The sequence below is a fragment of the Micromonospora sp. NPDC005252 genome, from assembly GCF_042872475.1.
Lineage (GTDB): Bacteria > Actinomycetota > Actinomycetes > Mycobacteriales > Micromonosporaceae > Micromonospora.
Genome location: NZ_JBIAKN010000005.1, coordinates 114,171 through 136,486, shown reverse-complemented (window position 1 = coordinate 136,486; position 22,316 = coordinate 114,171). Strand labels below are relative to the sequence as shown.

The window sequence follows — 22,316 nt, the reverse complement described above, 5'->3', positions numbered from 1 at the left end:
CGGGCCGTGGCGACGGGCACCCCGGCCCGGGCGCCGATCAAGTGGCAGGTGGCGCGGCTGGTGGAGCGCCGGGTCGAGACGGCGACGGCGGAGACGCTGGTCCTGGAGGTGCCGGACTGGCCGGGGCACCTGCCCGGGCAGCACGTCGACGTGCGGTTGACCGCGCCGGACGGCTACCAGACCGCCCGGTCGTACTCGATCGCCGGGCCGGTCGTGGACGGCCCCGGCGGCCCGCGGATCGAGGTGACCGTCCAGCGGGTTCCCGATGGCGAGGTGTCGCCGTACCTCATCGATGTCTTCGGTCCCGGCGACCCGGTGGAGGTCCGCGGACCGCTCGGTGGCTGGTTCATCTGGCGACCGGAGGACGCCGCGCCGGTGCAGCTGGTCGCGGGCGGCTCCGGCATCGTGCCGCTGATGGCGATGATCCGGGCGCGGCGGGCGATCGGCAGCAAGGTGCCGTTCCGGCTGATCTACTCGGTGCGCACCGCGGAGGACGTGATCTACGCCGACGAGCTGCGCCGCCGGGTCCGCGACGACTTCGGCCTCGACGTGGCGTACGTCTACACCCGCGAGGCGCCCGACGGCTGGCGCGGCGAGCCGCACCGGATCGGCCTGGCCGACGTGAACACCCACGGCTGGCCGCCGGACCTGGAACCGCTCACCTACGTGTGCGGCCCGACCGGGTTCGTGGAGGCCGTGGCCGATCTGCTGGTCGGGCTGGGCCACCCGTCGCGGCGGATCAAGACCGAACGCTTCGGCCCCACCGGCTGAGAGCCCGCCCGCCGACTGCCCCGCCCGCCGCCTGTCCGGCCCGCCAACTGTCCCGCCCGCCGACGCAACGTCGAGGAGACCCGATGACCGAGATGTCGTACCTGGACGGCAACATGCTCGACGGCCCGATGCGCGAGCTGTTCGCCGTCGACCTGAGCACCGCGATGGGCCGCTGCGAGAACTGCGGGACGACCGGCTCGATGGCCAGCCTGCACGTCTACTCGCATGCCCCGGGCATGGTCGCGCGCTGCCCGTCCTGCGAGTCGGTGATGGTGCGCCTGGTCCGCGCGCCGGACCGGGCCTGGCTGGACATGCGCGGCGTCACCTACCTCCAGGTGCCGATGCCGATGGAGCAGCCGCTTCCCGAGCCGCTCTGACCGTTCGCTCGGCGCTCGCGCCGCTGGGGCAGACTGGCCGGATGGGTACCGGTCGATGGCGTGGCGTTCCACTGCGGGCCCGGCTGGTCGTGTCGGCGGCCGTTCTGGTCTTCGCCTACGGCACCGTCGTGCACGTGCTCCAGGTGTTCGTCCCCGGGCTCCGACCGCCGCTCGCCCTGCCCGGGTGGCTCGCGGTCTACTTCGGGTCCCTGACCCTGTGGGATCCGTTTGCGGCGCTGTTGCTGGCGGCTCGCCGTCCGGCGGGGCTCGCGCTGGGCTGCGCCGTGCTGGTGACGGACGCCGCCGCGAACGGGTACGCCAACGACGTGCTCGACCCCGCCGGTGGGCGTCACCCCGGGCCGGATCGGGCAGGCCGTCATCACCGCCCTCGCCGTCGCCCTCGTCGCGCTCACCCCGTGGCTGGCCCGGTGGTTCGCCCGGCCCGCGACGCAGCGCCACTGAGGGGAGCCGCTACGGCGTTTCCGGATCCGCCTCGGCGAGGACGGCGATAGGACGGCGACCAGGGGGCCGGCCCAAGTCAGGGGCGCCGCGCAGACGAACCCGTCGGCGTACCGCCCGACGCGCCGCAGTGCCGGCGCGGCGAACCCTCCGATCAGGATCGGTGGCCCCCCGAGCGTGGTGGGGCGGGGCCCGGAAACTCGGGTGCGGCCGACCGGGCCCGTCCGTAGGCTTCCGAACTCCGGCCCGTCCGGGCCGCCCCGTCCCCGGATCGGAGATGAGCGCAGCGATGGCCAGCCACCTCTTCGCGGTGTGTTTCGGCGCGAACGAACCCCTCGGTGTCGCGCGGTTCTGGTCCGAGATCCTGGGTCGGGAGCTGGTCGACGACCCCCGCGACGGCGTCCTCGTGCTGCCCGACGACAAGACCGGTTTCCGGCTGCGTTTTCCGCGGGTCCCGGAGCCGAAGGTCCTGCAGAACCGGGCACACCTCGAGCTGACCAGCGACTCGCTGGAACACCAACGGCGGACGGTGGCCAGAGCGCTGGCGCTGGGCGCGCGGCACACCGACGTCGGCCAGCGTCCGGAAGAGAGTCACGTGGTGCTCGCCGATCCCGAGGGCAACGAGTTCTGCGTCCTCGGACCGGGTAACACGTTCCTCGCTGGCTGCGGTTTCCTCGGTGACGTCTCCTGCGACGGCTCGCAGGCCGTCGGCTACTTCTGGAGCGCGGCGCTCGGGTGGCCGCTGGTCTGGGACCAGGACGAGGAGACCGCCATCCAGTCACCCCTGGGCGGCCCGAAGATCGCCTGGGGTGGTCCACCGTTGATGCCGAAGGGGGACCGGGATCGGGTGACGTTCGACCTCGCCGTCGACGACGGCGACGACCCGCAGCCGGAGGTCGACCGCCTGCTCTCCCTCGGCGCCACAGTGGTCGGCGCCGACGCCGACGGCGCGGTCGTGCTGACCGACCCCGACGGCACCGAGTTCCGGCTGCTGACGCGCCGCTAGCGCGGCCGGGGGCGGCCAAGGCGCGTGCCACCCGGTGGCACGCGCCGCGCGGATGACGAGGGTGTGGGTCAGCTCGGCGTAAGGAGGCAGAACTCGTTGCCCTCCGGGTCGGCGAGGACCTTCCACGGCACGTCGCCGTCGCCCAGGTCGACGGCGGTGGCGCCGAGAGACCGCAGTCTGGCCGCCTCGGCCTCCAGGTCGTCACCCGGATAGGGGCGGACGTCGAGATGGACGCGGTTCCACACCGTCTTCACGTCGGGAGTGCGGAGAAACTGCAGATAGGGGCCCACGCCCTTGGCCGAGCGCAGCACCGCGCTGTCCTCGGTCACCTTGTGCACGGTCCAGTCCATGGCCTCGCCCCAGAAACGGGCCATGACCCGCGGATCCGCGCAGTCGACAACCACCGAGGCGATCGGTCCGGTGTCGTCGTAGAGCGAGTCCAGCACGCAGAACTCGTTGCCCTCCGGGTCGGCCATGACCGTCCACGGCACGTCGCCCTGGCCCACGTCGGCGAGCGTCGCGCCGAGACCCTTCAGTCGCGCCACCACCTCCGCCTGGTGGGCCGCCGAGGTGGTGGCCAGGTCGACGTGCACGCGGTTCTTCACCGTCTTGGGTTCCGGGGAGACGACGATGTCGACGCAGACGGCGACGGGATCGGGGTAGACGAAGCCCTCGGGTTCGAGGTTGGTGACACCCGGGCCCTCGCTGGAGATTCCCCAGCCGAGCGCTTTTGCCCAGAAACCGCCCAGGGCGGAGTCGTCCCGAGCCTTCATGTTGATCTGTACCAGCCGCGTTGCCATGCCGACGATGCTATGCGGACGCGCGGCCGGTGCGAACGACCGCCGAGATCGTCGCGCCACACGCGGTGCTGCCCCGGGAGAGCACCGACGTCCCGACGCGCTGATCGCAGGAGCGGGTGGCGGGCCGGTTGGACAACGGCCGCGCCGGTCGGTCAGAGTGGTCCGCCGTGAGATACCTGCGCAGCGGTGGTCCCGCCGCCATCCGGCGACCCCGACCCGCCGACGTCGACGAGTTCGTGGCGGCCGCCCTGCGCAGCCGGGACCTGCACCACCCGTGGCTGGCCGCGCCGGCGACCCCGCAGGAGTACGACCGCTACCTGCGCCGCATCCGTCGCCGGGACAGCGCCGGCTACCTGATCTGCGACCGGGCCAGCGGCGCGATCGCCGGCTACGTGAACATCAGCGGCATCGTGCTGGGCGCGCTGCGCGGCGGTTACCTGGGGTACGCGGCGTTCGAGCCGTACAGCGGCACCGGGCACGCCTCGACGGGCGTCGCGCTGGTGATCGACCACGCGTTCACGACAGCCGGGCTGCACCGCCTGGAGGCGAACATCCAGCCGGGCAACGAACCGTCGCGGCGGGTGGCCCGGAAGCTCGGCTTCCGCCTGGAGGGCTTCTCCCCGGACTACCTGTTCATCGACGGCGCGTGGCGCGACCACGAACGCTGGGCCATAACCGCCCCCACCCCACCTCTCACCCCCACCCCGCCTCCCGCGTGATCAAGAGGTTCGCGTCACCGACACCGGCGTGTCGTGACGCAAACCTCTTGATCAACGGGACGGGACGGAGGGCGGGAAAGGGGGAGGGCGGGGTGGGCGGTCAGCTGCCGGGGCGGGGGAAGGCTACCGGGCTGCGGAGGCCGGCTCGGTTGACCGCGCGGATGCCGAAGAAGACGTTGTCCTTGGACAGGTCGATGCTGACCTCGGTGACGTCGCCGACCGGGATCACCCGCTGCCACTCGGCGGCCGTGGTCTCGCGCCACACCACCTCGTAGCCGGCCAGGCCCGGCTCGTCGCCGCGCTGCCAGCGCAGGGTCGTGTTGTTGGTCAGGTCGGTGGTCACGATGATGGCGCCCTTGGGCGTGCCGGGCGCCTGGGCCAGTGACCACAGCGCCGCGCCGTTGACCCTCGCCACCCGGGCGATGTACCCGAAGTCGCAGAACTCGGGCAGGTCACCGAACTGCTGGCCGTCCTGCACGCGGACGTCCTGGTGCTGGTGGGCGAAGTCCTCGTTCGGCTCGGTGAACCGCGCCGCCGGCCAGCCCTCCCGCAGGAACGAGATGTGGTCGCTGCCGCGCAGGTAGCGGTCCCGCCGGTAGATCACCCGCACCCGCATGCCTGTCGCGTCGTTCTCCGCCACGTCGCGTACGAACCGGGCGAGCTGCCGCGACGGTGAGTCGTTCTCGCCGCCGACGGACTGCCGGGTGGTGGCCTCCGCCGGTGTCTCGGCGGTCGGCACCCCCTCGGCGAACAGTCGCACCGCGTACGGGTCGCGGGTGCCGTCGTCGGCGGTGCCGCTGCCCACGATGTCGTCGCTGAACATGCCCTGCACGTCCGCGCCGGCGGCCTTGAGCTGCGCGGCCAGGTACGCCGAGCCGTACAGGCCCTGCTCCTCGGCGGCGACCGCGGCGAAGACGACAGTGGCGGCCGTCGGCCGGGTGGCCATCAGTCGGGCGAGCTCCAACACCACGGCCACGCCCGAGGCGTCGTCGTCGGCGCCGGGCGCGTCGCTGACGGCGTCCATCACGTCGGTGGCCCGCGAGTCGTAGTGGCCGGTCACGACGTAGGTGCGGTTCGGCGAGGTCACGCCGCGCAGGGTGGCCACCACGTTGGTGATCCGGGTGGCGGTGGGGATCCGCGAGGCGGGCTGCTGCACGTACGACTGGAGTTCGACGGTCATCCGGCCACCGGAGGTGGCCGCGTACTCCTGGAAACGGGCGAAGATCCAGTCCCGGGCGGCGCCGATGCCCCGCTGGGGGTCGTCCTGGTCAGAGAGGGTGTGCCGGGTGCCGAAGGCGGCCAGCCGACGCACGATCGCCTCGATCCGGCGTGGGTCGACCTGGCGTAACAGGTCGCGCAGCTCACGGTCGGGGCGTTGGGGGCGCGCCGGGTGCCCGGGGCCGGCGGGGACGGGGTCGGCGGCCGCGGGCGCGGCCAGCGAGGGCACCGCGACGGTGGCGGCGGTCGCCGCGGTGGCGGCGGCGGAGGCGGACAGGAAGGTGCGGCGGGTCGGCCTCGTGGGCCGCTCGCCGGTGTCGTCTGATCCCATTACGGCATCCTGCCCATCGATAGTGACGTTTGTCCATATCGCTAGACGTGGATGTCGCGTGAGCTTTCACCCGGACCGGGTGATGACACTCCGTGGCCGTCGTTCCTACGGTGGGTGTCATGGCTGTCGTACGCGCGACCCCCGCCAACCCGCACGTCGGCACGGCTCCCGCGACGGGGGTGAGTGGCGACCAGCGGGCGATGCCACCCGAGTTGGGTCCCAACTCGATCGCCGTGCTCAGCGGCCCCACGTTTGTGTACTCCGACGCGCGCGGCGACGTGCCACCGGGCAGCATCGGCGGGCTCGTGCACCTGGACACCCGCCTGATCAGCGGCTGGACCCTCACCGTCAACGGCGGTCAGCTGCTGGTGTTGCGGGCCAAGACCCTCGAGCACTACTCCGCGCAGTACGTGCTCACCAACCCGGAGCTGCCCGGGCTGCCGTCGAACGGTCTCGCCATCCGGCGGTTGCGCTACATCGGCGACGGCTTCCACGAGCGACTGGAGATGGTGTCGTACCAGACCGAGCCGGTCCGGGTGGAGCTGCGGCTGGCCGTCGACGTGGACTTCGCCGACCTGTTCGAGGTCAAGTCGGTGGTCCGGGACCGCTCCGCGCAGATCGTCCGCAACCACGCCGCCGACGGCTCCGAGCTGTGCTTCTCCTACCGCAACGGAGACTTCACCGCCGAGACCCGGGTGCGCTGCGCGACCCCGGCGGACCGGATCGAGGGGGACGATCTGGTCTGGGACCTGCACCTGCGTCCGCGCGACAACTGGCTGGTGGACCTGCAGGTGCCGTTGTCGCCGGGCCCGGGGGTGGTCGAACCGGTGCGGGGCGACATCATCGACGTCGTCCAAGGCCGGGCCGAAGACCCGCTGCGCCGGTGGACCGAGGACCGGGCCGTGCTGCGCAGCGACAGCCAGGCGCTGGAGTGCACCGTCCGCCAGTCCCGCGACGACCTGGCGGCGCTGCGGCTCGAACTGGAGGTCAAAGGTCAGCGGATCCTGCTGCCCGGCGCGGGACTGCCCTGGTTTCTCAGCCTCTTCGGGCGGGACACGCTGATCACCGCGTACCAGACGTTGGTGGCCGGGCCGGCGCTGGCGAAGGGAACGCTGCTCGCGCTCGCCAAACTCCAGGGCAACGCCTGTGACGACTTCACCGACGAGGAGCCCGGCAAGATCCTGCACGAGGTCCGCAGCGGCGAGCTGACCCGTACCGGCCAGAAGCCGTACGGCCCCTACTACGGCACCGCCGACGCCACACAGCTCTGGCTGATCCTGCTCTCGGAGTACTGGCGGTGGACCGCCGACCACGAGACCGTCCGGCACCTGCGCGACAACGCGGTGGCCGCGCTGCGGTGGATCGACGAGTACGGCGACCGCGACGGCGACGGCTTCGTGGAGTACGCCACCCGGTCCCCGGAGGGGCTGGGCAACCAGTGCTGGCGGGACTCGCCGGACGGCGTCTGCTTCGCCGACGGACGTATCCCGGTGCTGCCGCTGGCAACCGCCGACATCCAGGGCTACACCTTCGACGCCAAGGTGCGGCTGGCCGAGCTGTTCGACGGCCCGCTGGGCGACCCCACCCTGGCGGCACGGCTGCGCGACGAGGCCGGCACCCTGTACGAGCGGTTCAACCGGGACTTCTGGATCGACGAGCGGGGCGGCTACTACGCGGTGGCCCTCGATGGCGACAAGAACGTGGTCGACTCCAAGACGTCCAGCATGGGTCACCTGCTGTGGAGCGGGATCGTGCCGCAGGGGCGGGCGGATGCGGTGGTGCGCCAGCTCATGTCGCCCGACATGTTCTCCGGCTGGGGCATTCGGACGCTGTCCGCCGAGGAACGCCTCTACGGGCCCTTCGGCTACCACCTGGGCACGGTCTGGCCGCACGACAACTCGCTGATCGCGCTCGGCCTGGCCCGCTACGGCTACCGGAAGGAGGCGAACCGGATCAGCCTGGCGATGATCGACGCGGCCGAGCAGTTCGACCACCGGCTGCCCGAGGCGCTCAGCGGGTCCGACCGGCAACGGCTGCTGTTCGCCGTCCCATATCCCACCGCCTGCAGCCCGCAGGCATGGGCGTCCGGCACGCCGCTGGCGCTGGTCCGCGCGATGCTGGGGCTCAACCCGGTCGAGGGTCGGCTCGTGCTCGACCCGGCGGTTCCACCAGAGGTCGGCCGGATCTCGGCCAACCGGGTGCGGGCCTTCGGTCAGGAGTGGGGTGTGGACGCGGTGGGCTCCAACGGTCACGTCTGGCTCGAGCGCAGCTGACCGCGCGCCTGCGCTTCGACGTTTGTCCCGGGCTGCGACGGGAAACGGCCCGCAATGACGAAACCTCGTGTGGTGATCGTGGGGGCCGGGTTCGCCGGTTACCACGCGGCGAAGACGTTGAGCCGGATCGCCCGGGACCGGGCCGAGATCGTGGTGCTGAACTCCACCGACTACTTCCTGTACCTGCCGCTGCTGCCCGAGGTGGCGGCCGGGGTGGTCGAGCCCGGGCGCATCGCGGTGCCGCTGACCGGGACCCTCAAGGGCGTCCGGGTGGTGATCGGCGAGGCGGATCACGTCGACCTGCAGAACCGCTGGGTCGGCTTCACCCAGCCCGAGGGGGAGAAGAACCGCCTGGCGTACGACCGGCTGGTGCTCGCCGTGGGCAGCGTCAACAAGCTGCTGCCCATCCCGGGTGTCACCGAGTACGCGCACGGCTTCCGCGGCCTGCCCGAGGCCGTCTACCTGCACGACCACATCGTCCGCCAGGTCGAGTTGGCCGAGCAGGCCGAGGACCCGGCGGAGCAGCAGGCCCGCTCCACGTTCGTGGTGGTCGGAGCGGGCTACACCGGCACCGAGGTCGCCGCGCACGGGCAGCTGTTCACCGACGCGCTGCACGCGCAGCGGCCCCGGCTGACCGTCCGGCCCCGCTGGATGCTGCTCGACGTCGCCCCCCGGGTGCTGCCCGAGCTGGACGAGCGGATGTCCGTCACCTCGCACAAGGTGCTCAACCGGCGGGGGGTGGACGTGCGGATGGGCACGTCGGTGGCCGAGGCGACCTGCGACGGCGTCAAGCTCACCGACGGCGAGTACGTGCCGACCTGCACGCTTGTGTGGTGCGTGGGGGTGCGGCCGGACCCGTTCGTCAACGAGCTGGGCCTGCGCACCGAGAAGGGCCGGCTGGTCACCGACGAGTACCTCAACGTCCCCGGCTATCCGGAGGTCTTCGCCTGCGGTGACGCCGCAGCCGTGCCCGACCTGGTGAATCCGGGGCAGATCTGCGGCATGACGGCCCAGCACGCGCAGCGGCAGGGCAAGCGCGTGGCGCACAACATCGCCGCGTCGTACGGCTTCGGGCAGCGCAAGCCGTACAGGCACCACGATCTGGGTTGGGTGGTCGACCTGGGCGGCAAGGACGCGGCCGCGAACCCGTTGCACGTCAACCTGGCCGGGCTGCCGGCCAAGGCGGTCACCCGGGCGTACCACCTGATGGCGATGCCGGGCAACCGCACCCGCGTCGGGGCCGACTGGGTGCTCGACGCCGCGCTGACCCGCTCGGCCGTGCAGTTGGGGCTGGTCCCGGCGAACGCGGTCCCGCTGGAGAGCACGTCGCCGGAGGTCGCGGTGCGCGGCCGCTGAGCGGAACCCGTCGACCCGGCCGGTCAGCCCCGCGAGGTGGCGGGACCGGCCGGTCCACGTGGTGGCACGGCCGGCGGGGGCGGTTCGCCGGGGTCCGCCGGTGGGGGCGGGTTCAGTCGTCGCGGCCCGTACTCGCGCAGCAGGATCTGGACGATGCCGGCGGCGGGGATGGCCAGCAGCGCGCCGAGCAAGCCGGCCAGCTCCGCCGCGAGCAGCACGCTCAGCAGCACGGTCAGCGGGTTGAGCCGCACCGCACGAGACAGGATGAGTGGCTGGAGCAGATGGTTCTCGACCTGCTGGTAGACGACGAAGAAGACGAGCACGATGATTCCGGCGGTGGAGGAGTGCAGGAACCCGGCGCCGGCGGCGATCACCGCGCCGATCGTCGCGCCCACCAGCGGTATCAGGTCGGCCACCGCCACCAGCAGGGCGATCACGCCCGCGAACGGCACCCCGGTCAGGGTCAGCACCAGGAAGGTCAGCACCCCGCAGATCACGCTGATCAGCAGGTTGCCGGTGAGGTAGCCGGTGACCGTCCGCGACATCTCCCGGCCGACCCGGCGCAGGCGCTCGCCCGCACCGTCCCCGGCCGCCGCGAGGACGCTGCCGGTGATCCGCGGCGACTCCAACACCATGAGGTACGCCAGCACGATGACCGTGACCAGCCCCGCGACCGTCTGCAGGACACCGCGCAGCACGCCCACGGCGGGTTGACGTAGCCGGGTGCCGGCGTCGCGCAGCTGGTCGGAGTGCTCGCTGACGTAGCGTCGTGCCCCGGTGCGTTCCAGGAGCTGGCCCACCGGGCCGCGCCCGGCGCGCGCGTCGCGCAGCAGCTCGGGCCCCCGATCGGCGAACCGGCCCAGCTCGTCGAGCAGCGGCACCAGGATGACCGTGGCGAGGACCGCCAGCACGACGAACGCGGTGAGGAACACGAGCAGCGTGGCCACCGCCCGCCGCCGCACGAACCGGCGTTGCAGCCAGTCCACCGACGGCTTGAGCGCGACCGCGAAGAAGGCGGCCACCACGGCCCAGACCAGCACCCGGCGGGTCGCGTACACGAAGGCCAGCGCGAGCGCGGTCGCCAGCACCAGACCGATCACGACCAGGGCCCGGCGGGCGGTGGCCCGATTGTCGGCGTTGCTCACCCGCCGGGCCTTCCCCGCGCGCACCGTCGGAAACCCGGCAATGCGGACGCGCAGGCCGGCCTAGGCCGTGTCTTCGAAGGTTCACAACCATTGGAGCAGCGCGGCGATGGTGACGGTGGCCTGGAACGAGGTCGCGGTCTTGTCGTAGCGGGTCGCGACGCTGCGGCACTGCTTGAGCCGGTCGAAGCAGCGTTCGACGGGGTGTAGATCGACTGCCAGGACCCGTAGCGGGCGGGCATGTCACGCCACGCCGCCCCGGCCCGGATCTTCCACAGGAGGTTGGTCGGGCCACGCGCCCCGCCCGCTACTCCCAGAACCGGCGAATTGCGAATGCGAATGTCAGTCCGATCCAGATGGATGGATTTGGGCTATTGTTCCAATTTGCCCTCATTGGGACACCTGACGTGATGTGGTGATCAGCGCGCTTCATCGGCGCCATTCAGGCCGTTTCACGCAGGACGCCGCTCGTTCGACGTCTCCTGCGAGTAGTACCCACGGAGGGTGTTCTGTGACAGCTAAACCCAAAAATTGGCTACGGCGGCGGGTGGTCCTGCCGTCGCTCGCCGCTGGCGCAGCCGCCACGGTGGCAGCCAGCCTGCTGCTCTTCAGCTCGACCGCCGCAAACGCGCAGGAAGCACCGGTCAACCTGGGGACGGCGGCCGACTTCTCCGTCCTGGCCGGAGCGGAGCCCACCAACACCGGCCCCAGCTTTCTGGCCCAGAGCCTCGGGCGGTTCCCCGGGAGCACCGCGTCCGGCTTCGGAACGGCCACCATCGGCGGGGAGGTGCACCTCGGCGACGCGGTGGCGCTCCAGGCTCAGAGCGACCTGACCATCGCCTTCAACGACGCCGCCGGCCGGACCCCGTTCACCAACCTCCCGGCGGAGTTGGGTGGCAACACACTCAACGAAGGGGTCTACCGGATCGGGGCCGCTCAACTGACCGGAGCGTTGACGCTCGACGGCCAGGGCGATCCGTCGGCCGTGTTCATCTTCCAGGTCGACTCCTCGCTGACGACGGCGTCGAACAGCAGCGTCGTCCTGACCAACGGGGCGTCGGCCTGCAACGTGTTCTGGAAGATCGGCAGCTCGGCGACGATCGGCACCGGCACCACCTTCGTGGGCACCATCATGGCTCAGGCCGCGATCACGATGGCCACGGGCGCGACCCTCCAGGGCCGCGCGCTGGCGCGCACCGCCGCCGTCACCCTCGACACCAACGTCATCACCGCACCGATCTGCGCCGGGCCGACGGGCCCGCCTGGACCGACCGGCCCACCCGGGCCCACCGGCCCACCCGGCCCGTCCGGCCCGCCCGGCAGTCCCGGAGCACCCGGTAGCCCCGGAGCGCCCGGTAGCCCGGGAGCGCCCGGTAGCCCCGGCGCACCTGGTAGCCCGGGAGCGCCCGGTAGCCCCGGCGCACCTGGTAGCCCGGGAGCGCCCGGTAGTCCGGGAGCGCCTGGTAGTCCGGGAGCGCCTGGTAGTCCGGGAGCGCCTGGTAGTCCGGGAGCGCCTGGTAGTCCGGGAGCGCCTGGTAGCCCCGGCGCACCTGGTAGTCCGGGAGCGCCTGGTAGTCCGGGAGCGCCTGGTAGCCCCGGCGCACCTGGTAGTCCGGGGGCGCCCGGTAGTCCGGGGGCGCCCGGTAGTCCGGGGGCGCCCGGTAGCCCCGGAGCACCCGGAGCACCCGGTAGTCCGGGCGCACCGGGCAGCCCCGGCGCACCTGGTCCGTCCGGACCTCCCGGAGCACCCGGCAGCCCTGGCGCGCCTGGCAGCCCCGGCGCACCCGGCAAACCTGGTGGTGGCGGCAAGCAACCCATCCTGCCGGTCACCGGCGGCGGTGTGGTCCCGGCCATGACCGGCGTCGGAGGTGTGATGGTCGTCCTGGGCGCGGTCGCGTTCTTCCTCGCCCGGCGTCGACGCCTGGAGTCCTGATCGGTGGCCCGGCCGGTGTGATCCCGGCCGGGCCACCTCACGTCGTCGGCCCGCTCCCCACCGGGGGGCGGGCCGACGACGTATTCGCCATGGACGGTCAGCCGGTGAGCCCCAGCTCCCGCATGACGTCGTCCTCGCGCTCGTGCGGGAGGTCGAGCAGGATCTGTGGCCGGTCGCGGTCGCAGGGGCACCACGTAGGTCTGTGCGAACCGCGGGCTGCCGGCCTTGCCCTGCGGCGGCGCGAAGTCCAACGTCCACTGGGTCGGTACGAGGACGTACCCCCGGTGCGAGATCGCGAACGTCCAGAACGGTCAGACCAAACTGCTCGGTCATTGGCGTGTGGCGCTCGTCGAGAACGGCCCGGTACCCGGCGTCGTTGATGACGACCGCCGCCCTGCCCGGGTCACCCTCGATGTACGTCTCGGCTGTAGCTCGCGGCAACGGCGCCGTTGTCGCCGGCCTCGACGGCCCGCGCGTAGCCGTGCAGGAAGGCGGTGATCTGGTCGCGTACCGGTGTCTCCGTCGACTTCATCCTCGGTCCTCTCAGTTCGGCGGCCGTCAGGAGGCGAGGATCCGCCCGTCCTCACTGACGGGGCAGCCCGCTCAGCCAGAGGTCCAGCTCCGCCGGGGAGCGCAGCAACACCACGGGCGGCGCGGACGGATCGGTCTGCCAGGCCCGCATCCGCCGGCGGCCCCGCCGCTACGACAAGACCGCGACCTCGTTCCAGGCCACCGTCACAATCGCCGCGCTACTCCGATCGTTGTAAACCTCTGAAGACACGGCCTAGGCGTCGGCGTCGGTGAACGGGTGGGCGCCGGCGACGAACGTGTCGAGCGCGGCGGCGTGCAGCAGCCCGCCGGGGATCGGGTCGCGCAGCGCCGCCGCCGCGAGCCGGCCGACCGGCAGACCGCCGGGGCGGTGCGTCGCGGCGAGCACCAGGTTGCCGTAGCGCCGGGCGCGCAGCATCCGGCGGTCCCCGAACACGCAGACGTCGCCGAAGACCGCCCGCAGCGTCGCCACCTGCACCCGGGTGCCGACCAGTGGCGGCAGGTCCGTGACGTTGACCAGATAGAGCCCGCCGGGGCGCAGGACACGGGCCACCTCGGCCGCGAACTCCACGCTGCGTACGTGGCGGGGCATTCGGGCCGCCCGGTAGATGTCGGCGATCACCAGGTCGTACGCGTCGGACGCGGCGGCCGTGACCGCGTCCCGGGCGTCGGCGACCTCGACCCGCACCTCGGGCGGCAGCGGCGGCAGTTCCCGGGCGACCAGCTCGACCACAGCCGGGTCCCGCTCGACGACCCGCTGCGCGGAACCCGGCCGGGTCGCGGCGAGCCAGCGCGGCAGCGTCAACGCACCGCCGCCGAGGTGCAGCACGCTCAGCGGTACGCCCGCCGGGGCGGCCAGCTCCACCGCCGAGGCGATCCGCCGGACGTACTCGAAGTGCAGGTGCCGGGGATCCTCGACATCCACGTACGACTGCTCGACGCCGGCGGAGAGCAGCGTCCGTCCGGTTCGGCGGACCGGATCGGCGACCAGCTCCAACCGGTCGGCGGCACGCTTCATGACGGCACGCTAACCGAGCGGCTCGCGGGCCCGAACCGCCGGTGGGCGGACGGGTCGCATACCGCGCCCGACGGGCCGGCGGCGCGGGAGGTACCCGCGTGCGCCGGCCCGCGTGCGCCGTCTGCGGCGGTCAGCCGCTGGCCATCCCGGCGCCCACCTCGTCGATGGCGTCGTCGATCGAGTGGGCGAGGTCCACGTCGAGCGCGGTCACCCCGTCGGCCTGGTTGGTGCGCACGGTCAGCACGGCGGCCGTGCCGCCCGGTCGCCCGATGCTCGGGCCACGCCCGGTCTCCTCGCGCAGCCGGTCCAGCCGGGCGAGCACCCGGTCCAGGTTGTCCGGCGGCAGCGCGATCACGCGGTACAGGCCGGTACTGTCACCGGCCCAGTACGGCAGGTCGTCCAGCGCCGCCCGGAGCTGGGCCTCGTCCAGCGTGGGTGTGGTGGTGGAGGCGCCCACGATGCCGCCGCCGGCCGCTGGCGGGTTCAGCAGCTCCCGCAGGCCGTCGGGGACGTGCAGGGACTCGACCAGGTCGCCGTCCTGGTCGGCGAGCGCGGCGAGCGTCGCCTCGGCCTGGTAGCGGGCCTGCTCCGGCGAATTTCCGCTGATCCGGCCCACCTCGGCCAGGAAGCCGGGCAGGTCCCGGTGCCGCTTGATGCCGTCCACGGGCAGGACGTCGTGCAGCGAGTTCGGCACGGCGGCGAGCAGCCGTTGCCGCTCCGCCGCGTCCAGCGCGAAGGCCAGCACCAGCACCGTCGCCTCGGCGCCCACCTTGGCCGTCGAGAAGTCGACGCCGGAGCGGCGTCGGACGTCGTCGACCAGGTCGTGGTAGCCGACGCTGTTCACCCCGGCCGCGCCGCCGGGTGGCGGCTGCGGGCGCGGATTGTCCGCGTTGCCCCTCGACGGCGGGGCCGGTCCACCACGCGTGGTGTCCGGCTTGTGCCGTCCGGCCGGCGCTGGGCCGGTCCGCTTGCCCTGGTCCAGGCTGGTGAGCTGCTTGGAGGCGCTCAGGCTCGCGCCGAACTGACTGGGCTGGCTGCCCTGTTCGCGGGCCTGCCGGGCCAGCGCCCGGCGGCGCTGGTTGTCGCCCTCCATCTGCTTGCGCATGGTGACGCCCCTTCCGCTGGGGATCGATCCTGCGCCCGTCGCGTTCCCGCCGCCCCGGAGCCGAAACGGACGCCGCCGGCCGGGTAGGGCTGAGCGTCGATGAGGCTTCATCCGGCCGGGGTGAGGGGTGCTCACCCGTGCGGCCGGCAGGATCGGGGCAGGACCACAGTTCTTCCGAGGTACGCGGAAGGAAGGTCGTCATGAAACGGATCGTCGAGATCGTTCCCGCTCGACCTGGCTGGTACGCCCGGTGGCAACTCGCGCCCGACGCCACCCGGTGCTACCCGGTGAGCCTGTGGGCGTTGCTGGAGGAGGCCGACGGAACCGGCCGGGAAGTGGTCGGAATGGACTGCATCGGCCAGTGGCCGGGTGCGGACGACAACGAGGCCGATGGGGAGTTTGTCCGCTACCTGTACCAGACGCCCGACTCGGGGGAACCCGACGACATCGAACCTCCGTCGGGCATCGAACTGCGCGACGCCGGCCCCCGGCTCCAGCCGATGACCGCGCCCTAGACATTTCTCCGGCCCCCGACCCCAGGTCCCAGGGTCGGGGGCCACCCCCCTTTCTCGGGGATGGTGACCCGTTTCAGGGATGGCGACCCGGCGGTGGGTGGGTGCGGCCGTCAGCCCAGGGCGCGCAGATTGGCGCCGTCGACGGCGACGGTGTTCTCCACGGCCAGCAGCTCGGTGAGCCCGGTGCGGTCCAGCATCTGCTGGAGTCGGGCGCTGACCCCGGTCAGCCGGATCGCCCCGACGCCCCGGCGCACCACCAGCAGGGCGCTGAGGCCCGACGAGTCGCAGAGGCCGACCCCGGCCAGGTCGATCGTCACGTGCTGCTCGCCGTGCAGCTCGGCCGCGGCGGCGACCAACTCCGGAGCGGTGTCGTAGTCCAGCTCGCCGGTCAGCCGCAGCCGGACGTGACCGGCTGCGAGCCGGGTCACCTCGATGGTCAACAGCTGGTGGGACATTCCACCATTTTCCCAGTCCAGCGGCGGAACGCAAACCGCAGGGCCGCGAGCCGCCGGGTCACGCGCTGGCGGCGGACTGCTGCGAGCCGGGGCCGACCGTACTGGTCGCCGGCAGCGGCCGGTCGAGCAGCGCCGCCACCCCGGTGATGTCCAGGATCGTCGCCAGGAAGCGGGGGACCGCCCGCAGTCGCAGCGTCGTTCCGACCTCCTGGCCCTCCCGCCACGCGTGCACGATCACGCCGAGACCGCTGCTGTCGATGAAGACCAGGTCGGCGAAATCCAGCACGATGCCGCGCGGCGCCTCGGCGAGGACCCGGTCGACCTCGGCGCGCAGCGGCGCCGCGGTCAGGTACGCCAGGTCGCCGCCCACGCGGATCAGGGGCATGTCGGGATCGGACCGATCGACGGACATGCTCAGCTGGTTCGCTTCGGGGCCCCGCCCGTCCGATGGCACGATCACGCCTTTCCGCACACGGCGGTTCCAGCCGGTGCGAAGGGATCGTAACAACCGTCGGGCGGGTCCGCCCGGTACGCGACCGAGGGCCCGCGACCTGCCGTGGGATGCCGGTCGCGGCCGACCGGCGTAGGGTGGCCGGAGAGATTTGACCACAGAGGCCGGTTCCGGTGCGGGTTCGGGTGGACGACAAGGAGTGAGGCTCAGCTGGTGACTGCTTCCGACGTCAGGGACACCGACGACGGACGGATCTCCACGCCGAGCACCACACGGACCACGGCGTGGTCCGCCGACGCGCCGTCCTGGCCGAGCACCGCGCTGCCGCCGCTGGCCCCCGACCGTGATCGGGCCGCGCCCGACTGGTCCGAGGTCGTCGAGCACTTCCGCGAGGGCCTTGTGGTCTGCGACGCCGACGGCGTCGTCCGACACGTCAGCCCGGTGGCCGAGCGGTTGCTGCCCGAGGTGGTCCCCGGTGTTTCGCTGGCCGCGTCCGGCGTTCCGGGTCTGGGCGAGGGGAGCCCCGGAGGCTTCACCCACCTCGGTCGTCGGCTCACCGCCCGCCAGGTGCCCCTCTCCGCCGGTCGATGCTGCTGGTACGTGGAGGACGTCACCGAGAGCGTCAGCCGTGCCGACGCGCTGCTCGCCGAGCGGGCCCGCTCGGCGTTCCTGGCCGTGGTGGGCGACAAGCTGGGCAACCCGCTGCACCCGGACCGGGCCGCCGCGGCGGTCGTCCGCCTCGCCGTGCCGACCCTCGCCGAGGTGGCCGTGCTGGTGCTGGCGCCGCGCGTGGGGCGGGCCCGGTGGTGGCGGGCCTCCCGGGCCGCCGACGAGACGCCAACGATCGACAGCGGCGTGCTCGTTGGCCCCGCCCTGCCGGCCGCGATCGCCGAAGGACTGACCGGGGTCGAGCCGCACACTCTCGACTGGCTGGTGGAGCAGGCGGTCGACGCCGGCTGGCTGCCCGGCCTCACGAGTGCCGACAGCCTTGCCCGGGTCGTGCCGTTGCCCGGCCGGGACGCCCCCGTCGGGGTGCTGCTGGTCGCCCGCCGCTCCAGCCGGTGGTACGACGAGGACGACGTCGGGTTGATTCGTGCCTTCGCGGCCCGGGCCGGCGCGGCGCTGACCACCGCTCTGCTCTACCGCGACCAGGCCGAGGTCGCCGACACCCTGCAGGCCAGCCTGTTGCCGGTCGAGCCGACCGAGACCGCCGGTGTGCAGTGGGGCACCGCGTACCGCCCGGCCCAGGCGGGGCTGCGGATCGGCGGCGACTTCTACGGTTCGCACCGGCTCGCCGACGGCGGTTGCGTGTTCTTCCTCGGCGACGTCTCCGGCAAGGGCGTCGAGGCGGCGGTCTTCACCGGCCAGCTCCGCCAGTGCCTCCAGGCGCTGCACCGGGTGGAGTCGCACCCCGGGCGGCTGCTGCGACTGCTCAACGACGCGCTGCTGGAGACGACCCAGGCGCACGGCCAGGGCCGCTTCGCCACCATCGTGCTCGGCGTGGCCCGTCCGCAGCGCGACGGCGGCGTCACCCTCACGATGGCCGGGGGTGGGCACCTGCCGCCGCTGGTGCTGCGTACGTCCGGCGAGGTCGAGTCGGTGCCGCTGCGCGGCATGCTGATCGGGGTGGTGCCCGACCCGCGCGTCGGTGAGGTGACCGTGCGGCTGGCGCCGGGCGAGACCTGCCTGCTCTACAGCGACGGCGTGACCGAGGCCCGCGGGGGCCGCCGCGGCGACGAGCAGTTCGGCGCGGAGCGGTTGCTCACGGCCCTGACCGGTTGCCAGCGGATGCCGGCGCCGGCCCTGGCCGAACGCGTCGAGCAGGTCACCTGTGACTGGCTGGGGCACGGCGACCACGACGACATCGCGGTGCTGGCGTTGCGCGCGGTCAGCCCGGGCGGGCGAGGCGCGCGGCACCTGCACGCGGTGCCCACGTCGACGAGCGCCGACGAGCAGAGGGAGAGCCCCGCGTGACCGCCCCCGCCACGACCACAAGCCTGGCCGACGCCTACCCCGGCTACCTGGCCTGCCTCGCCGACGCCGACGAGTACGCCGCGATCGACGTGGCGCTCGGTCTGCTCGACGCGGGCGTACCGCCGGAGCGGGTGCTGCTCGACGTGGTCGCGCCGGCCCAGGCCGAGGTGGGTGAGCGGTGGGCTCGCAACGAGTGGAGCGTGGCCCAGGAGCACGCGGCGACCCACGTCAGCGAGCGGGTGGTGGCCGCGGTGGCGACGCACGCCAACCCGCGTCCGACCGGCGGGCGGATCGTGGTGGCCTGCATGGACGGCGAGTGGCACGCGCTGCCGCCCCGGCTGGTGGCCGAGGTGCTGCGGCTGCGCGGTTGGCAGGTGACCTTCCTGGGCGCCAGCGTGCCGGCGGCGCACCTGGTGTCGTACCTGCACCGGCACGACGCGCAGGCGGTCGCGTTGGCCTGCGCGCTGCCGATGCGGCTGCCGCACGCCCACCGGATGATCGAGGCGTGTCGGCGTTCGGACGTGCCGGTCGTGGTCGGGGGGCGTGGCTTCGGCGCGGACGGCCGGTGGGCGGCCCGGCTCGGCGCGGCCTGGGCGCCGGACGCGCCGGCGGCGGCGGAGTTGATCGCCGACGAGCGGGCGGTGCGGCGGGTGCCGGCGGCGCAGCTCGGGCACCTGGCCGACGACGAGTACGCGAGTCTCGTCCGCCGCAGGGGTGAGCTGATCGACAGCGCGCTTACCGACCTGCGCGAACGGGTGCCGGCGACCCGCGGGTACACGGCCGCCCAGCTCGACTCGACGGTGAGCGACCTGGGGCACATCCTGGACTCGCTGGCCGCCTCGCTCTACGTCGACGACGCCTCGCTGTTCACCGAGTTCGTCAAGTGGCTGGTGGAGATCCTGACGAGTCGGGGTGTGCCGGCCAGCGCGGTCGCCCTGACCCTGGCGCACTACGCCGCCGTGCTGCGCGACTTTCCCCGCGCGTCGCACGCGCTGGCGCGCAGCCGTGCCGGGTTGGTCTCCGCGTCCCGTTCCGCGGGCTGAGGACCACCCCCGGACGATCACCACGCGCTGCGGACCGTCGTACCCCCCTGCGTATACTTGCCGGACTGCAAACGTCCCACCCAACCGGTGGAGCGAGGGGGAGAACGGTGACGTTCAGCGTCAGCCACGCCGAGCGCGACGGCGGTGCGGCCTGCCTGCGGCTCGCCGGTGAGCTGGACCTGAGCACCGCCGGCGAGCTGGCCGCCGCCATCGACAAGCTCACCGCGGCCGGCGAGCGGCGGGTGCTGCTCGACCTCACCGACCTGATCTTCTGCGACTCCACCGGGATGGCCGTGTTCGTCCGGGGCGACAACCAGGTCACCGCCGACGGGGGCTGGTTGCGGATCACGGGCGCCACCGGGCGCGTCGAGCGTGTGTTGCGGGTCACCGGTCTGGCCGACGTGCTGCGATACCTTCCGGACACGGCGGACCCGACGTCCAAGAGCGCCTCCTGATGGGCTAGATTTCCCCGCCAGCACGGTGACCGTTCCGGTCTCCTTTCTCCGCCGACCCGAGGCAGGTAGTGATGGGCGACAGCCCGCAGCCGGTACGCATCCTGGTGGTCGACGACGATCCGGGCGACGTGCTGATGATCGAGGAGGCGTTGGCCGACTCCGACGTCGAGAAGATCATTGACGTGGTCAGCGACGGCGAGGAGGCGATGGAGTTCCTGCGCGCCGAGGGCCGGCACGTGCAGGCTCGCCGACCGGACGTCATCCTGCTGGACCTGAACATGCCGCGGATGGACGGGCGTCAGGTGCTCGGCGCGGTCAAGCAGGACGAGGATCTGCGGACGATCCCGATCGTGGTGCTGACCACCTCGAACGCCGACACCGACATCGTCGGCAGCTACACGTTGCAGGCCAACGCGTACGTCACCAAGCCGATCGACCTCGATGACTTCAACGACGTGGTGCGCCGCATCGACGAGTTCTTCGGCCGCGTGGTCGTGCTGCCCAAGCGCCCCTGATCCGCCCGGCGCGGTCGGTCGGCATTGTCCCCGCCGCCGGCCCGACGTGGCCCGTCGCCGCGCCGCGCCCCGCCGGACGCGCGCGCATGCTGAACAATTTTCCCGAACCGCCTCGGTCGCTGTCGCCGCGTCCGAGGATCCAGGTGGGGAAGTAACAGCGGCTGCCTGGGGGCGACAGTATGAGGTTCTCCGTCGTGAAGACCGGCTACGACCAGAGGCAGGTGGATTCCTGCCTGGATGAGCTGGGGATCCGGTTGTCCCGACTCGCGGCGCGGGCGGAGGGCGCCGCCGGGGCGACCCGCGAGTGGAACGAGATCCGCCAGGAGGCGACCTGGCTCAGCGGGCTGCTCCAGCGGCTCGACCTGGGCGACGCCGGGACGACCCGGCAGGCCGGCGACGCGGTGCGGCGGGAGGCGGCCGAGATCCTGGCGCAGGCCCGCAACGAGCTGGACGAGGCCCGCGAGGAGGCCCGTCGCGTCCGCGAGCAGGCGTACGCGGACGCCGTGCAGGCCCGACGGGACTTCGAGGAGGCGTTGCACGCACGGCGACGCCGCGCGGCGCTGGTCGACGAGATCCTCACCGGCGTGACCGTCGAGCCGGTGCCGGCCGACACGCCCACGGCCGCGGCCGGAACGGGTGTACCGGCGACCCGGGTGGCGGCCGGCGGCCGGGACGCGGGCGCCCAGCCGCCCAGCCGCCCAGCGGGCGTACGGCCCGCTGAGCGCAGGCTCAGACGGTGAGCGCCGCCGCCACGGTGCTGGCGCGCTCCTCGTGCTGGGCGTACGCGTCGGGGAAGGCGGAGATCTGCACGGCCTGGGCGGCGGCGGTGACGCTCATGTCCTCCCAGCCGGGGATCTCGGCCAGCGCCGTGTAGAAGGCCCGGGCGGCGTACGACGGGCGCATCAGCTCGGCCACCGTGCCCCAGCCGCTGCTGGGCCGCTGCTGGAACAGTCCGACCGAGTCGTGGTCGGCGCCGCTGCCCTGGTGCGGGTACTGCGTCGACTCCGGCAGCACGTCGCTGGCCAGGTTGTAGAGGTTGCTCTCCTGCATCGCGGTGGCCAGCGCCACCACCAGGGCGCGGCGCGGCATCTTCAGCTCCAGGCCGACGTCCACGATGATCTTGGCGTTGTCCATCTGGGTCTGGTCGAGCCCGGCGACCGGGCGCGGCCGGGGGGGCTTGACCGGCTTCTTGGGCGCCTTGCGGGCGGGGGTGGGGGTGGCGGTCGGCGACGCCGTGGGGGTCGTGGGCAGGACCCGGGCGGGGGCGGCGTCGCGGTCCAGCGACCGGGAGGCGCGCTCGTCCGCGATGGCGGCGCGGTCGGCCAGCGCGTCGGCCATCGGTCGTACGGGCTGCGGCGCGTCCTCGGCGCCACGGGCGGCGGCGAACGCGCCCAGGCCGAGGCAGCAGGTGACGCCGGTGGCCAGGGCGACCCGGATGGGGGTGGAGCCCAGCCGGGCGCGGCGCGGCGGGTCGGGGACCCGGTGACGGCCGATCGTCCGTTCGGTTGATGCGGCGTCGCCCGAACGGGTGGTCGGGAGCGCGTCGGTCAGCTTCTGGGCGGCGGGGTCGACGGGATGCACCCGCCGAGGCTAGATAGTCGACCGCCCGCTGCCATCGGCCCGTACGGTGGCATGCGCCACAATTTGCCCGGATCATGGCTGTCATATCGGGCGGAAGGCCGGTCGAACCCATGAAACCTCGCCGATCAGGCAAGCCGGGTATTCCCGATTGGACCGGCTAACCCGGTCGTCGCTGCGGTCTCCGGCGCCGCCTTCGGCCGCTCCCCGGCGCTCCTCCCTTCGGAGGGTGCCCGCTCCACCGAACGGTGGGGGCCCACGGTGGTCGTCCGG

22 protein-coding genes and 1 pseudogene are annotated in these 22,316 nt (G+C 72.9%); 13 read left to right on the top strand and 10 right to left on the bottom strand.

The features are described 5' to 3' along the window. Window positions 1–6: 6 nt before the first annotated feature. The 3 genes from ACFYPH_RS16705 to ACFYPH_RS16695 all read left to right on the top strand — a co-directional run bounded on the left by ACFYPH_RS16705 (window position 7) and on the right by ACFYPH_RS16695 (window position 2,613). Window positions 7–771 carry a ferredoxin reductase gene (locus tag ACFYPH_RS16705; protein WP_387183137.1) on the top strand — a complete coding sequence of 255 codons (765 nt, stop codon included), beginning with the start codon at window positions 7–9 and terminating at the stop codon, window positions 769–771. Between the two features lie 83 nt (window positions 772–854). Beyond that, window positions 855–1,148: a DUF6510 family protein gene (locus ACFYPH_RS16700; protein WP_354862654.1), complete on the top strand. Its 294-nt coding sequence runs from the start codon at window positions 855–857 to the stop codon at window positions 1,146–1,148. Window positions 1,149–1,896: 748 nt separating this feature from the next. Then, a complete protein-coding gene (locus ACFYPH_RS16695; RefSeq protein ID WP_354862661.1) occupies window positions 1,897–2,613 on the top strand; it encodes a VOC family protein in 717 nt (238 codons plus the stop codon). Window positions 2,614–2,681: 68 nt separating this feature from the next. Here ACFYPH_RS16695 and ACFYPH_RS16690 read toward each other — a convergent pair whose 3' ends face one another. Further along, entirely contained in the window at window positions 2,682–3,413 is a 732-nt protein-coding gene (locus tag ACFYPH_RS16690; RefSeq protein ID WP_354862657.1) for a VOC family protein, read from the bottom strand. Between the two features lie 167 nt (window positions 3,414–3,580). Between ACFYPH_RS16690 and ACFYPH_RS16685 the strand changes: the two genes are divergently transcribed. Continuing rightward, window positions 3,581–4,132, top strand: a complete 552-nt coding sequence (locus ACFYPH_RS16685; RefSeq protein ID WP_354862659.1) for a GNAT family protein — start codon at window positions 3,581–3,583, stop codon at window positions 4,130–4,132. 100 nt (window positions 4,133–4,232) lie between these two features. On the opposite strand, the gene ACFYPH_RS16680 is transcribed toward ACFYPH_RS16685, so the two are convergent. Beyond that, window positions 4,233–5,681 carry a M20/M25/M40 family metallo-hydrolase gene (locus ACFYPH_RS16680; RefSeq protein WP_387182562.1) on the bottom strand — a complete coding sequence of 483 codons (1,449 nt, stop codon included), beginning with the start codon at window positions 5,679–5,681 and terminating at the stop codon, window positions 4,233–4,235. Window positions 5,682–5,800: 119 nt separating this feature from the next. Here ACFYPH_RS16680 and ACFYPH_RS16675 point away from each other — a divergent pair, with 119 nt between their 5' ends. Together ACFYPH_RS16675 and ACFYPH_RS16670 are read left to right on the top strand one after the other, a co-directional pair. Next, entirely contained in the window at window positions 5,801–7,954 is a 2,154-nt protein-coding gene (locus tag ACFYPH_RS16675) for a glycogen debranching N-terminal domain-containing protein (RefSeq protein ID WP_387182559.1), read from the top strand. A gap of 54 nt (window positions 7,955–8,008) precedes the next feature. Next, window positions 8,009–9,310 (top strand): NAD(P)/FAD-dependent oxidoreductase, encoded by a 1,302-nt coding sequence (locus ACFYPH_RS16670; RefSeq protein WP_355069016.1) that lies wholly within the window; start codon window positions 8,009–8,011, stop codon window positions 9,308–9,310. A gap of 23 nt (window positions 9,311–9,333) precedes the next feature. On the opposite strand, the gene ACFYPH_RS16665 is transcribed toward ACFYPH_RS16670, so the two are convergent. Next, on the bottom strand, window positions 9,334–10,479 hold the full coding sequence (locus tag ACFYPH_RS16665) for an AI-2E family transporter (protein ID WP_354862903.1): 1,146 nt from the start codon (window positions 10,477–10,479) through the stop codon (window positions 9,334–9,336). A 385-nt stretch (window positions 10,480–10,864) separates the two neighbouring features. On the opposite strand from ACFYPH_RS16665, the pseudogene ACFYPH_RS16660 reads away from it, so the two are divergent. Beyond that, window positions 10,865–11,623, top strand: a pseudogene (locus tag ACFYPH_RS16660) (ice-binding family protein); the annotation flags it as partial. A gap of 55 nt (window positions 11,624–11,678) precedes the next feature. On the opposite strand, the gene ACFYPH_RS16655 reads toward ACFYPH_RS16660, so the two are convergent. The 4 genes from ACFYPH_RS16655 to ACFYPH_RS16640 form a co-directional block, all read right to left on the bottom strand. Then, on the bottom strand, window positions 11,679–12,236 hold the full coding sequence (locus tag ACFYPH_RS16655; RefSeq protein WP_387183158.1) for a hypothetical protein: 558 nt from the start codon (window positions 12,234–12,236) through the stop codon (window positions 11,679–11,681). Between the two features lie 552 nt (window positions 12,237–12,788). Then, a complete protein-coding gene (locus ACFYPH_RS16650) occupies window positions 12,789–12,917 on the bottom strand; it encodes a hypothetical protein (RefSeq protein ID WP_355136945.1) in 129 nt (42 codons plus the stop codon). A 252-nt stretch (window positions 12,918–13,169) separates the two neighbouring features. Next, entirely contained in the window at window positions 13,170–13,952 is a 783-nt protein-coding gene (locus ACFYPH_RS16645; RefSeq protein WP_355069010.1) for a fused MFS/spermidine synthase, read from the bottom strand. A 130-nt stretch (window positions 13,953–14,082) separates the two neighbouring features. Continuing rightward, window positions 14,083–15,057, bottom strand: coding sequence for a DUF2267 domain-containing protein (locus ACFYPH_RS16640; RefSeq protein ID WP_355136949.1), 975 nt, complete (start codon window positions 15,055–15,057; stop codon window positions 14,083–14,085). A gap of 200 nt (window positions 15,058–15,257) precedes the next feature. Here ACFYPH_RS16640 and ACFYPH_RS16635 point away from each other — a divergent pair, with 200 nt between their 5' ends. Then, entirely contained in the window at window positions 15,258–15,572 is a 315-nt protein-coding gene (locus tag ACFYPH_RS16635) for a hypothetical protein (RefSeq protein ID WP_387182554.1), read from the top strand. Between the two features lie 110 nt (window positions 15,573–15,682). On the opposite strand, the gene ACFYPH_RS16630 is transcribed toward ACFYPH_RS16635, so the two are convergent. Both ACFYPH_RS16630 and ACFYPH_RS16625 read right to left on the bottom strand, forming a co-directional pair. Next, complete coding sequence (locus ACFYPH_RS16630) at window positions 15,683–16,027, bottom strand: STAS domain-containing protein (RefSeq protein WP_354861678.1); 345 nt, start codon at window positions 16,025–16,027, stop codon at window positions 15,683–15,685. A 58-nt stretch (window positions 16,028–16,085) separates the two neighbouring features. Then, window positions 16,086–16,412, bottom strand: coding sequence for an STAS domain-containing protein (locus ACFYPH_RS16625; protein WP_354861676.1), 327 nt, complete (start codon window positions 16,410–16,412; stop codon window positions 16,086–16,088). 279 nt (window positions 16,413–16,691) lie between these two features. Here ACFYPH_RS16625 and ACFYPH_RS16620 point away from each other — a divergent pair, with 279 nt between their 5' ends. The 5 genes from ACFYPH_RS16620 to ACFYPH_RS16600 all read left to right on the top strand — a co-directional run bounded on the left by ACFYPH_RS16620 (window position 16,692) and on the right by ACFYPH_RS16600 (window position 21,205). Continuing rightward, window positions 16,692–18,452: a PP2C family protein-serine/threonine phosphatase gene (locus tag ACFYPH_RS16620; RefSeq protein WP_363939983.1), complete on the top strand. Its 1,761-nt coding sequence runs from the start codon at window positions 16,692–16,694 to the stop codon at window positions 18,450–18,452. After that, window positions 18,449–19,495, top strand: coding sequence for a B12-binding domain-containing protein (locus tag ACFYPH_RS16615; protein ID WP_387182549.1), 1,047 nt, complete (start codon window positions 18,449–18,451; stop codon window positions 19,493–19,495). Before ACFYPH_RS16620 ends, ACFYPH_RS16615 begins: the two co-directional genes overlap by 4 nt. Before the next feature lie 107 nt (window positions 19,496–19,602). Beyond that, the gene (locus ACFYPH_RS16610) at window positions 19,603–19,950 is read left to right on the top strand and encodes an STAS domain-containing protein (protein WP_354861671.1); all 348 of its coding nucleotides are present in this window, start codon (window positions 19,603–19,605) and stop codon (window positions 19,948–19,950) included. Window positions 19,951–20,021: 71 nt separating this feature from the next. Further along, complete coding sequence (locus ACFYPH_RS16605) at window positions 20,022–20,465, top strand: response regulator (protein ID WP_354861669.1); 444 nt, start codon at window positions 20,022–20,024, stop codon at window positions 20,463–20,465. Between the two features lie 179 nt (window positions 20,466–20,644). Beyond that, window positions 20,645–21,205: an ATPase gene (locus ACFYPH_RS16600; protein ID WP_387182545.1), complete on the top strand. Its 561-nt coding sequence runs from the start codon at window positions 20,645–20,647 to the stop codon at window positions 21,203–21,205. On the opposite strand, the gene ACFYPH_RS16595 is transcribed toward ACFYPH_RS16600, so the two are convergent. Next, window positions 21,195–22,046 (bottom strand): hypothetical protein, encoded by an 852-nt coding sequence (locus ACFYPH_RS16595; protein WP_387182543.1) that lies wholly within the window; start codon window positions 22,044–22,046, stop codon window positions 21,195–21,197. The two genes, ACFYPH_RS16600 and ACFYPH_RS16595, sit on opposite strands and share 11 nt — an antisense overlap. Between the last annotated feature and the right edge of the window lie 270 nt (window positions 22,047–22,316).